This window comes from Corynebacterium sp. H128, assembly GCF_037482625.1.
Lineage (GTDB): Bacteria > Actinomycetota > Actinomycetes > Mycobacteriales > Mycobacteriaceae > Corynebacterium.
This window is the reverse complement of sequence record NZ_JBBHKW010000002.1, coordinates 296,139-307,144: the sequence shown is the minus strand read 5'-3', so window position 1 is coordinate 307,144 and position 11,006 is coordinate 296,139. Positions and strand designations below refer to the sequence as shown.

Annotated in this window: 11 protein-coding genes, 1 tRNA gene, 1 rRNA gene and 1 riboswitch; of the genes, 5 read left to right on the top strand and 8 right to left on the bottom strand. The window is 56.0% G+C overall.

Annotated features, from left to right (window positions below):
• Window positions 1-8: 8 nt before the first annotated feature.
• The 3 genes from rrf to WG915_RS11585 all read left to right on the top strand — a co-directional run bounded on the left by rrf (window position 9) and on the right by WG915_RS11585 (window position 780).
• Window positions 9-126: ribosomal RNA gene (rrf, locus tag WG915_RS03390) — 5S ribosomal RNA — on the top strand.
• 87 nt (window positions 127-213) lie between these two features.
• Window positions 214-286, top strand: a tRNA-Ala gene (locus WG915_RS03385).
• A gap of 71 nt (window positions 287-357) precedes the next feature.
• Window positions 358-780: a DUF2871 domain-containing protein gene (locus WG915_RS11585; protein WP_445227776.1), complete on the top strand. Its 423-nt coding sequence runs from the start codon at window positions 358-360 to the stop codon at window positions 778-780.
• On the opposite strand, the gene WG915_RS03380 is transcribed toward WG915_RS11585, so the two are convergent.
• The 3 genes from WG915_RS03380 to WG915_RS03370 are packed head-to-tail and all read right to left on the bottom strand — an operon-like array spanning window position 769 to window position 5,331.
• Window positions 769-1,410 (bottom strand): DUF3239 domain-containing protein, encoded by a 642-nt coding sequence (locus WG915_RS03380; RefSeq protein WP_339563949.1) that lies wholly within the window; start codon window positions 1,408-1,410, stop codon window positions 769-771. The genes WG915_RS11585 and WG915_RS03380 overlap by 12 nt on opposite strands.
• A 10-nt stretch (window positions 1,411-1,420) precedes the next feature.
• A complete protein-coding gene (locus WG915_RS03375; protein ID WP_445227775.1) occupies window positions 1,421-3,052 on the bottom strand; it encodes a DNA repair helicase XPB in 1,632 nt (543 codons plus the stop codon).
• A gap of 53 nt (window positions 3,053-3,105) precedes the next feature.
• A complete protein-coding gene (locus WG915_RS03370; protein ID WP_339563947.1) occupies window positions 3,106-5,331 on the bottom strand; it encodes a helicase-associated domain-containing protein in 2,226 nt (741 codons plus the stop codon).
• Window positions 5,332-5,394: 63 nt separating this feature from the next.
• Here WG915_RS03370 and WG915_RS03365 point away from each other — a divergent pair, with 63 nt between their 5' ends.
• A complete protein-coding gene (locus tag WG915_RS03365) occupies window positions 5,395-5,589 on the top strand; it encodes a hypothetical protein (RefSeq protein ID WP_339563946.1) in 195 nt (64 codons plus the stop codon).
• A gap of 152 nt (window positions 5,590-5,741) precedes the next feature.
• On the opposite strand, the gene WG915_RS03360 is transcribed toward WG915_RS03365, so the two are convergent.
• From WG915_RS03360 to WG915_RS03350, 3 genes are all read right to left on the bottom strand, one after another.
• The gene (locus WG915_RS03360; RefSeq protein WP_339563945.1) at window positions 5,742-7,361 is read right to left on the bottom strand and encodes a solute symporter family protein; all 1,620 of its coding nucleotides are present in this window, start codon (window positions 7,359-7,361) and stop codon (window positions 5,742-5,744) included.
• 2 nt (window positions 7,362-7,363) lie between these two features.
• Window positions 7,364-7,705, bottom strand: coding sequence for a DUF485 domain-containing protein (locus tag WG915_RS03355; protein ID WP_339563944.1), 342 nt, complete (start codon window positions 7,703-7,705; stop codon window positions 7,364-7,366).
• Window positions 7,706-8,110: 405 nt separating this feature from the next.
• Complete coding sequence (locus WG915_RS03350) at window positions 8,111-8,719, bottom strand: transglycosylase family protein (protein WP_339563943.1); 609 nt, start codon at window positions 8,717-8,719, stop codon at window positions 8,111-8,113.
• 8 nt (window positions 8,720-8,727) lie between these two features.
• A riboswitch (cyclic di-AMP (ydaO/yuaA leader) is annotated at window positions 8,728-8,878 on the bottom strand.
• A 418-nt stretch (window positions 8,879-9,296) separates the two neighbouring features.
• Here WG915_RS03350 and WG915_RS03345 point away from each other — a divergent pair.
• Window positions 9,297-9,683 carry a cold-shock protein gene (locus tag WG915_RS03345; protein WP_339563942.1) on the top strand — a complete coding sequence of 129 codons (387 nt, stop codon included), beginning with the start codon at window positions 9,297-9,299 and terminating at the stop codon, window positions 9,681-9,683.
• On the opposite strand, the gene WG915_RS03340 is transcribed toward WG915_RS03345, so the two are convergent.
• Complete coding sequence (locus tag WG915_RS03340) at window positions 9,680-10,183, bottom strand: DUF2771 domain-containing protein (RefSeq protein ID WP_339563941.1); 504 nt, start codon at window positions 10,181-10,183, stop codon at window positions 9,680-9,682. The two genes, WG915_RS03345 and WG915_RS03340, sit on opposite strands and share 4 nt — an antisense overlap.
• A 9-nt stretch (window positions 10,184-10,192) precedes the next feature.
• Window positions 10,193-10,966, bottom strand: coding sequence for a glutaminyl-peptide cyclotransferase (locus tag WG915_RS03335; RefSeq protein ID WP_339563940.1), 774 nt, complete (start codon window positions 10,964-10,966; stop codon window positions 10,193-10,195).
• Between the last annotated feature and the right edge of the window lie 40 nt (window positions 10,967-11,006).

The window sequence follows — 11,006 nt, the reverse complement described above, 5'->3', positions numbered from 1 at the left end:
TTGATTGTGTCGGTGGTTGTTAGCGTTGGGGAAACGCCCGGTCCCATTCCGAACCCGGAAGCTAAGCCCTTCTGCGCCGATGGTACTGCACCTGGGAGGGTGTGGGAGAGTAGGTCACCGCCGGCCTTAAAATTTAAACAAATCACATATGTTCACGTTGAGCACGTCGCATGCCCCGGTTGTGGGGTGTGGGGCGTGTTTTTCGTGTGTTTTGGGGTATTAGCTCAATTGGTAGAGCACCTGCTTTGCAAGCAGGAGGTCAGGAGTTCGATTCTCCTATACTCCACAAAAACAACACCACAATTGAGGTGCTGTGCCAACGCTGAATTCTTGGATATTGCCACTAGAGTTAGCATCATGCAGAAGTTATATACCGCAGCCGCAGCCTTTGCCATCCTTGGTTTGGTGGCCGGCGTCTTCTATCGAGAATTCACTCGAGCTAATGACTTTATGGGAGAAACGCAACTCTCCACACTCCACACGCATTTACTAGTACTAGGCATGTTTTCCTTCCTCATCCAAATGGCTCTCAATGCCGTGTTTAAATTGGACGAGCATAAACTGTTCAACGCATTCTTTTGGACCTACACCGTAGGTTTGGTGTGGATGACCACGATGATGGTGGTGAAAGGAGTGTTCCAAGTCCTCAAGGATGGACAAGAATACCCCGCCGCCCTTGCGGGCGTATCGGGGCTGGGGCATATCATTATGGCTGCAGCGATCTTCATGCTCTTCCGAATTTTGCACAAGCAAGTACGGAAGTTTCAGCTACAAAACTAGCAGGTTCAACGGGGTTGCTTTTACTTCCTCAAGACGATCTAGGTACTTCATAAGGCGATTCCATTCATTTTCTGGGATCGTCTTTTTCGCCTTTTTGATGACGGTATTGTCAGGAGTTCCCCACGCGATTGGCATTGGCGAAATTTCATCCCAACGATCCGTGGAAGAAACCGATCGGCGACCGGTCACAGCCACCGCAGGCACGCGTTCTCCGACAACTCTATCGTGCCCTCGCAGATTGCTGATTGTTCGCGTCGCGAGTGCTGGAACCGGCTCTGAGGCTTCGCCGGCGTTGGCGTCGACAAGCGCCAGCAAAACCATGTCTCTAGCGTTTACCTCAGCGATCATCGCAGGAACGAGTGCATACTTGTCAAACATGTCCTGGGCAGTGCCCATCTGTTTGGGCAAGACAAGGACGAGGAAGAAGCAGAAAAGGGCGAAGGCCAACAGACCAATGGAAACAGCTAGTCCCCAGGTCGCGCCGTCGGAAAGCCGAAAAACGAAGAACGCGACAAGTAACAGCACTAATCCGAATACCCCGGAGGATACTTGCAGCCGAAAGGCGTCGCGGGAAAACTCATTGTTCTGCTTGTTATGTTCAGGGTCAATAGTGAAGGAAAACGTGCGCATTGGTTTCTTTCTATGAGTCGATGTCTTCAGCATCAATAATTCGATAGGCGTAGCCCTGCTCTGCGAGGAAGCGCTGGCGATGGGCGGCATATTCTGCATCCAAGCTATCCCTGCTCACTACAGTGTAGAAATGCGCCTGACCTCCATCAGCTTTAGGACGCAGCAGCCGGCCAAGACGCTGGGCTTCCTCCTGCCGCGAACCAAAAGTACCAGAAATCTGGATGGCAACGGCAGCTTCCGGAAGGTCGATAGAGAAGTTGGCTACTTTAGAGACAACAAGGGTCTGTAGCTCTCCGGTGCGAAATTGATCAAACAGTCGTTGGCGTTGTGCATTCGAAGTCTTTCCTTCCACCACCGGAACTCCTAAAGCCTCGCCTACCTCCTCCAGTTGGTCAACGTACGCACCAATAATGAGAGTCGGCGCGCCTGCATGGCGGGAGAGAAGCTTGCGGATTACACTCATCTTTCCGGCAGCGTTTGAGGCGAGGCGGTAACGCTCCGCAGGCTCCGCAGTCGCGTAGGTCATCCGTTCCGCCTCGGTCATAGTCACGCGCACCTCGGTGCACTCGGCGGCCGCGATGAAGCCCTGGGACTCCAAGTCCTTCCAGGGGGCGTCGTAACGCTTCGGCCCAATGAGGGAAAACACGTCTCCCTCGCGGCCATCCTCACGAACCAAGGTTGCCGTGAGGCCGAGCCGTCGACGTGACTGCAGATCAGATGTCATCCGGAACACTGGGGCGGGGAGAAGATGCACTTCGTCGTAGATGATCAACCCCCAATCGCGAGAATCGAAGAGTTCCAAAGCACGAAACTCACCCTTAGTTTTGCGGGTGACAACCTGATAGGTCGCGATGGTGACTGGGCGGATCTCCTTCTTCTCGCCGGAGTACTCACCGATTTCTTCCTCGGTCAAAGTAGTGCGACGAAGCAGTTCATCCCGCCACTGTCGGCCGGCGACGGTATTGGTGACCAAAATCAAGGTCGTGGCTTGTGCCTTTGACATCGCAGCAGCTCCCACCATGGTCTTGCCAGCGCCACAAGGCAGCACGACGACTCCCGAGCCGCCCTCCCAGAAAGACTCTGCCGCCATTTGCTGATAATCGCGCAGCTGCCAGTCCTCGTGCTTCGTAGACAGCGAAATCGGGTGCGCCTCACCATCGACGTATCCTGCAAGATCTTCAGCGGGCCAGCCAACCTTCAGCAATTCCTGCTTGAGCCGACCCCGCTCGGAAGGATGCACCACAATGCTTTCTGCATCCAGCTGTGCCCCCAACATTGGTTTGATCTTCTTGTGACGTTGCAGCTCCGCCAAAATCGGAGGCTCCGAAGATTCCAAGATCAATCCGTGAGCAGGGTGTTTATGCAGCCGAACACGACCATAACGTGACATCGTTTCTGCGATGTCCACCAACAACGGCTGGGGGACAGGGAAACGAGAATACCGCTCCAGCATGTCCACCACTTGCTCGGCGTCGTGTCCTGCTGCGCGCGCGTTCCACAATGCCAGCGGTGTGATGCGATACGTGTGGATGTGTTCTGGGGCTCGCTCTAGTTCTGCGAAAGGAGCGAGCGCCATGCGAGCTTCGCCGGCCTTAGGGTGGTCAATCTCAAGCAAGATTGTCTTATCTGATTGGACAATCATCGGGCCATCAAAATTCACAGGCGCTCTCCTCGCATGAAAAGGTCAAACCACCATTATTGCACTAAAACCTCGGTGATTCGATGTACCTGAAAGCGGTAGACGCTGCCGGTGGTGGTATCGATCGCGTCGACAAGCCCGGCCGCGACAGTTACTGGGCGCACCACTCGGTGCACAGCAACGCCCTGCTTATCGACGAACCCGAGGGTCACCGTTTTTCCTGCGCGAGCGGCAGCCTGCAAGACACTGAGCGTCTCTGAAGCAGGAGCGCGGGTGCCGGTTGCTACTGCGTCGCGTGCCGTTTCACCACGACGAATAGCGTGCACGGCCGCCTCAATACGGCTGTGATCGAGGCTGGCCTTAGGCTGTGCTTCGGGAGGTTGCGGGACTCGCGCGGGTACGGGAGCGAGGTTCAAGCTCGCGCCCAAGGCATCCTCAGCAGTAGGTTGAAAACCCTTGGCTCGCAAAGCCTTAATAACCGTTATGAGTGGGGCCTGGGCTATGGCCACGGTCGGCGCGATTGCTCGCAAAGCGAGGAGATCACCGACCGCCTCGACAGCCTGAATTATTAGTGCGGGGTCATCGCACCGTAGGTAACTCATTGCTGGTCCACCACGCAGGCTACCGTGCTTGCGGGCGACATCATCGACGAGGTATCCAATCGACTGTGGCAAGGGCGTAAGGGAAAGCTCGGTCAACTGGTGCATGATCTCCGAAGCGGACAGCCCGCTGTCCAAGGCCCTGCGTACTGAGCTCTCGGTGATGCGGTAAACGCTTGCCAGGCCAGAGGATTCCAGCTCCGCAAGCACATCCACGAATTGTTGTACCTTCGGGGTGAGTGGTCCGGGGGCGAGCATCGTCATGTCAGCCTGAACAATCAGTTGTTCGACCGGTGGCGGAACTGTGAGTGTGCCTAAGCGGATGGCACTAGTGAGGACACCACCGGAGACCGCCCCGATCCAGACGGCCTCATCGAGCAGCTCCTGCACAGTGTGTTCCGGTATCGCGGCAGCAGCGAGCGGGTGATGGAAGCTGAGTAGTTCGCGGATGCCCGGCACGGATCCGCCCAAGGGCAGCTGTCCGAGAGAATCGATGAGCAGTTCGCGCCATTCGGGGAGGTGAGTTTCCCGCATATGGCTCGCCAACAAGTGGACCTTTGCGCCATTTTGGCTCGTACCGAGCTGCCAAGGTGCCCACACGCTATCGCGCCAGCCGGCAAGGAGTCCGTGCAGCTGCTCTGCTAGGGAGCTGCCGAGCCATTGGTCAGCTAAGGGGGTAGGTGCGTAGTAATCTCCGCCATCGTCATCATCGGGCAATGGTTCCGGGACCCCTCGGGAGATCAACCCGGCGGACACTCCGAGGCACATCAGACGGGCAACTTCGACCTCACTGATGCTCAGGGCTTTGGCTAGCCGAGACGTCATCCGCACCCCGATCGCACCACCCTTGAGCGTAGACACCGGCGCGGCACCGAGCTCCTGGAGCAGCAATCTTAAAGTGCGGCAAACCTCAAGCCCGGCGGAAGTACCGGATTGGTCCGCCTCATCTTGTAAGACTTGGCCTTGTGAACGGACGCTAGGCACGCTGAGCGGTGGACGAAGCCTGCCACTCAACTGATTGTGTACAGCTTGGGGCAGTTGAACTGTGCCTTCGTCGACGCGATGCAGTAGCCCCTTGGCAATGAGCTGCGGGATCGGACGAGTCGGATCTGCGTCCACCGCGGCATCCTTAGTGACGCCAGTGCCACCGGATTGTGCCAAGGTGACGAGGATCTTCTTGGATCGAGCAGACAGACTGGACAACTGCTCGGCAAGGTCAGCTGGAGTAGCTGCGGCATCAGGAAGTAGCTGCCAGCCAGTAGGAAGTGCGGACATCGCCTCTTGCAGCACGAGGAAATGTTCAGCGCCAAAAATGAGGCCGAAGGATCGGAGCCTATCCAGGGACTCCGCAATTTCCGCGGCAGGTGGGCAGGAATCCCCGTGCTGTTGAGTGCGATCCTCGATCAAGCTCACTACTTCGGGGGCAGTAACAGGGGTAAACTCACCGCCAATCGAAGCCGCCGCCTCCAACGCCAGCAAGTCGATGGTATTGAGCGAACGCAGGGCTCTGCTAATCGACGCCCGCAACTGTAACCGCGCAGCTAGAGAGCTGATTCCGGGCGGTAATGGTAGGACAGTGTCCGGTCGGAGCGACAGCAATTCCGACAGTTGCTCGTCGCTTAAGCTTGCAAGCCACTCGCGGAAACTGGGGATGGTATCGCCCGAGGAAGAAGGTTTTTTCATGATGGCTCAAGTTTAACGTCCCGAGAAGTGACTTTTTAGCTCGAGTTTTGAAACAATAGGTGCATGTCAAAAATCGAGAAGAATAGCTACGTCGATCCGGGCTGGCCTGAGCATCTCCCGGAAACCAGCGGTCACCCTGTTACGGAATTGGTTTCTCGTCTGGCTGGCGCATCCAGCCCTTACGGTGATGACATGCCATTTCCGCTTCCGGCAGAGAAGATCGGCTACGTCCACCCATACACCCGCATTAACAAGTAGTTTTTTGCCAAGGAAGGGCCAGCAGGTTGGTGCTGCTGGCCCTTCCTGCTGCTCGGAGTAACTGCGCTTGGGGAACGAGCCGCGCAATGGACGTCGAAAAGCTAAGCAGCAAAAATCTCCCTAGGGTTTCCTAGGGAGATGCGGGGGATTGCTTAGTGCTGAACTGCCTTTTCCACGCCAACACCGGTGAGAGAGCGTACTTCCATTTCTGCCCGCTTGAGCGGGAAGTTGTCTGGCTTGCCGATCAGGGTGCCGATGATACCGAGTAGGAAGCCCGTGGGGATCGCGATGATCGATGGGTTGGTGAGCGGGAACCATGCGAAGTCTGCCCCCGGGATCATCGCTGTCGGTGCACCGGAGACGGCCGGGGAGAAGATGATCAGGATGATCGACGTCAGCAAGCCACCATAGATGGAGAAGAGTGCGCCGGTGGTGTTGAACTTCTTCCAGTACAGGGAGTACAAAATTGTTGGCAGATTAGCTGCGGCAGCAATACCGAAAGCTAGCGCGACCAAGAAGGCAATGTTCTGCCCCATGGCTCCGATGCCCATGACGATAGCCAATACACCGATGACAATCACGGTGATACGGGAAACACGTACCTGCTCTTCTTCTGTTGCTTTGCCGTCACGAAGGACTGAGTTGTAGATATCGTGTGCTACGGAGGCAGAGGCTGTAATGGCGAGGCCAGCGACCACAGCGAGGATCGTCGCGAAGGCTACAGCAGAGATACAAGCCATGAAGATGGTGCCGCCGACCTTGGATGACAGCAGCAGGACTGCAGAGTTCGCGCCACCGGGAGCATTAGCGATCTGGTCAGCGCCGACGAGAGCGGCTGCACCATAACCCATCACTACCGTCATCAGGAAGAAGACCGCGACGATGCCGGTCGTCCAGACGATGGAGCGGCGGGCTTCTTTAGCAGTAGGGACGGTGTAGAAGCGCATCAGGACGTGCGGCAGGCCAGAGGTACCGAACACTAATGCCATGCCCAAGGAGATAAAGTCCAGCTTGGTGAGGGTGTTCTTGCCATATTTGAGACCCGGGTTAAGGATGGCATCACCCTTAGGATGATTCGCAACCGCAGTTTCAAGCACGGCATTGAAACCGCCCTTGACTGCAACGAAAGTGAGCAAGGTGATGACGATTGAGCCACCGACGAGCAGCACAGCTTTGATCATCTGGACATACGTGGTGCCCTTCATGCCACCGACGAGGACGTAGACGATCATGAGAATACCAACGATACCGACGACGATTGCCTGCGCACCCTTGCCACTGATGCCGAGCAGCAAAGCCACGAGTCCGCCGGCGCCAGCCATCTGAGCAATCAAGTAAAACAGGGAAATCGCGAGAGTAGAAATAGCTGCGGCCATGCGAACTGGTTTCTGATTCAGGCGGAAAGAAAGCACGTCTGCCATGGTGAACTTGCCCGTATTACGCAGCGGCTCCGCAACAAGCACCATCGCGACTAGTAGCGCGATAAGGAAGGCCACGGAATACAGGAAGCCGTCATAACCACTCAGTGCGATTGCGCCGGTGACACCGAGGAAGGCCGCGGCGGAGAGGTAGTCACCAGAAATGGCGAGTCCGTTTTGCCAGCCAGAAAAGGAAGCGCCACCGGTGTAAAAGTCAGAGCCCTTCTGAGAGGTGGTGCGAGTCGCACGGACAACGATGGTCATGGTCGCGACAATGAACAGGAGGAAAATGGAAATGTTGAGAATCGGATTGCCGGTAGAGACTTGCTCGCCAGCTGCCAAGATCTGGTTCATTACTACACCTTGCTTTCTGGAGAGGTTCGGGTCATCTGCTCGCGCAGTGCAGCGGTGGCTGGATCGAGCTTGTTGTCTGCGAAGCGGACGTAGAGCCAAGTGACTAGGGCTGCGGTCGCAAACTGGGCCAAGCCGAGGACCATGCCGATGTTGATGGCGCCATATAGCTTCTGGGAAACAAAGTCCACCGCGAAAGTCGCGGTAATGATGTAAAACATGAACCACGCCAGAAACGCGACGGAGATGGGGAAGGCAAACTTCCGGAAAGTGCTGCGGAGTTCGTGGAACTCGGCGGATTCGCTTACCGCGAGAAACTCTTCCGGAGTTGGTGTTGCGGATTTCATATTCACCTCAAGTACTAAATGCGGCGTCTGTCACCTTTGTGAAGATCATGTGAGACGCTACACAAACGCCATGTGAATTGCAGGTAAATTGAGGTCAGGGGTGTAGTTGAGTGTAAATGTTCGTCTTCGCAAAATTGTAAAGATGTGAGGATATGTGAGTTTTGCTAATGGCGAATCCCGAAATTCGGGGGCGGTTGGGTGTATAAAAGGCGATGCTGTTCCGGTGAAAAGCGGAGCGAGTTCCAATTTTGGGGTTCAGGGGGAGTCGAGAATTTTGCCCGCAATGGGGGTAGGTTGATTGCTGCCAGTCAAGGCAAAAGGCAATTGAAATGCCAAACGGCGCCTACCTGCTTGCCGAGTCGGGCAAGCAGGTAGGCGCCGTGAAAAGCTCAGCGCGCTACAAAATTAAGAGCTGGTAGCGATCTGGTTGATGTCTGCGCCAAGAATAGAGTTGATGTTGCCCTTGTTGGCTTCGAAGTAAGCCTTGACAGTTGCTGGAACTTCCATTCCGCGAGCTGCAAACTGAGCCTCTACCTGTGCGTAAGCGGCATCTGCAGCGGTCTGTGCGGCAGCAGGAGCCTCAGGTGCGGCCTGCTCGGCTGGAGCATCGAAAGGTACTGCTGCTGGGGTGGCTGCAGCGGTGCGAGGGGTGGCAGGGGAGTTCAGTCCGAGGCTGGCGGAACAAGCTGGCCATGCGCCCCAACCCTGGCTGGCAAGCACGCGCTCGGCAACGGCGATCTGCTGCTCGCGGGTGGCCTGGTACGCGTAAGGGGCAAACTCCTGGCCGCCGTTAGCGCTCCAGGTGGATGGGGAGAACTGCAGGCCGCCGTGGTAGCCATTGCCGGTGTTGATGTTCCAGTTGCCACCGGCTTCGCAGCCTGCCAAACGATCCCAGTCGGAGTCGGTAGCAGCGGAGGCGGTAGGGGCGAGCAGGGTAGCTGCAGCGCCGAAAGCGACGGTGGAGGCAGCGAACTTTGCCTTGAAGGATACGGTCTTAGCAGCGTGACGTGCCATGTTAAAAGTTTTCCTCTCATTTACGCCTGCGAGGTTAGCTGTCGGGTTCAGGCGGAGGATATATGTGCCTGGCCACAGAACGTGGCTTCACCCCAAGGGAAGACCCCAGAAAGTGGTTTCCCCGCCCTTGTCTGCAATGAAGTTATGTACGGATGGTGTTCAAGTTTGCACTGACCATATGCTCGAATATCTTTTCCCAGACAAGGTTAGGCGAAAGAAAAGATAGTAACGAGCGCCGTGCTTGTTATCTAACAGTAATGGTTTGTCACGAAAGAGTCACGTTTTGGTGGTGGATTTGTAGTTCTTTGGGCAATGTTGGACTAAAACCCCAGCTCGCCTCGAAAGAATTTTTCTTGTGAACTGTGTCACGGCTCGCGTTTGTGTGGAACAGGTGTTAACGATGTTTCGTGTGGTGACGGCTAGCGGGGGTTGGTTAGTAGTCCGAACTGCGGTTACAACTAGGCTATACTTCAAGCTTTATCCTTATCGCGCGCTACCGAACCAGCGGTGGGTAATGGCACGAGAACCCCACAGAGGCTCCCGAGCGCGAACGAGAATCTTTAGGGAAGGATCGATCATGCCTATTGGCAAAGTGAAGTGGTTCGATGTTGAACGCGGATTTGGTTTCGTCTCCAATCCAGGTGATGAAGACGTCTACGTAAATAAACAGGTATTGCCCAAAGGCGTGACTGAATTACATCCTGGTCAACGAATCGAATTCGACTTCGCCGCTGGACGTCGCGGCCCTCAGGCGCTGCGCGTCAAAGTGCTTGATGATGCCCCAGCACGGAAGCCGCAGCACAAGTACAAGCCAGACGAGCTGCACTCAATGGTCTCGGACATGATCACGTTGTTGGAAAATTCCGTCCAATCCCCGCTGTTAGCGGGGCGTTACCCGGATCGCAAGGAAGGACGCCAGGTGGCGGAAATCCTCCGCGCTGTGGCGAAGGAACTCGACGTTTAGGATTCCTTGGCGTTGATGGACCACACCACTGTGTAGGGAGTTTCCGCCCCAGCGGCGTTGCGTCCAATAAGAACTGTAGATACCTCGACCACAACCAAGCGTGGTCGAGGTTCGCCGTCTAGAGATCCGGGAATCTCCATGTCCTTGGCCTCGTTGGCTTTGAAATAGTGCTGGTCATTAGCAGCCGGATCATCGTAAATCTTCAGCACCGACCAATCGTGATCGTAAATGTCCTTGGGAACTTCGATCCGCAGGGAGCCATCTGCAGGCACGCTGATCTGTGGAATCTTCCCCTCGGGGCACTCGACCCCCGGTTCGCACACCGTATAAGGGAGGACTTCCTGCCCATTAGCCTTGATCGCTACGGCTTCTGGGGCCGGGCCAGGCCGGCTATTCCACCAATTTTGAAAGGCGATGGAGCCCGCGATGACCGCGACCACCGCGATGATCAAAATGAGGAATTGAGTCAAATTGCGTTTGCGCACGTTAGCCATGCTCATCAATGCTAGTTAATCAGCCGGCACAAACCGAACTTCGTAAAGATCGGGCCAGCGCTTCCCGGTAACTAAGAATCGGTCAGTGCCAGGGATGTGGGCAATGCCGTTTAGTACGTTGTTCGGGTCTTGTGCTGCGTTGTTCGGCAGGCTGCTGGCGTCGATACGCGCGGTAACCTTGCCGGCAGCGTCCAGCCGGACAATTTCTGATGTGAGAAAACGATTGGCATAGATTTGACCGTCTACGCACTCGAGCTCGTTGAGCTTATCGATGCCAGTTGGAATCTCTCCTTGTACCGCGAAGCTGTCCGGATCCAGCACCTGGAGCGTTGCGGAACCGTTCGACATAATGAGATGGTCATCCATGGCGCACAATCCCCAGCCCTCGCCACTAATTGGGGCTTGGTCGATTACTTCGAGCGAGGTGGCATCACGCTTGTAGGCGACGCCACTTTGCCAGGTAAGTTGCCAGATATGGTCCCCGGATTGGGTGATACCCTCGCCGAATTCGCTGGGTTTTAGGTCCTTCGATGCGAGCTCTCCACCGTCGATGGTGCGACGGTAAATCCGGCTCTCGCCATGCCAGCCGGTTCCCACCAAAAGCTGATTCGGATTTGCGCGGTCTACTTCCAGGCCTTGGGTGAAAGCAGCTGTGCTGCCGGGATGAGTAGCGAGGATCTCGGTTCGAAGCTCTTCCGGCATAGCCACCTCAGGGCTGCTGCTACAGCTCAGGAGGAGGCTACTGAGCCCGATGAATCCGAGCAATTTCGCGCCGAATGTGTATCTCATAGAAATCAATTTTGCCCTATCGGACATAATGGGGGAGTGG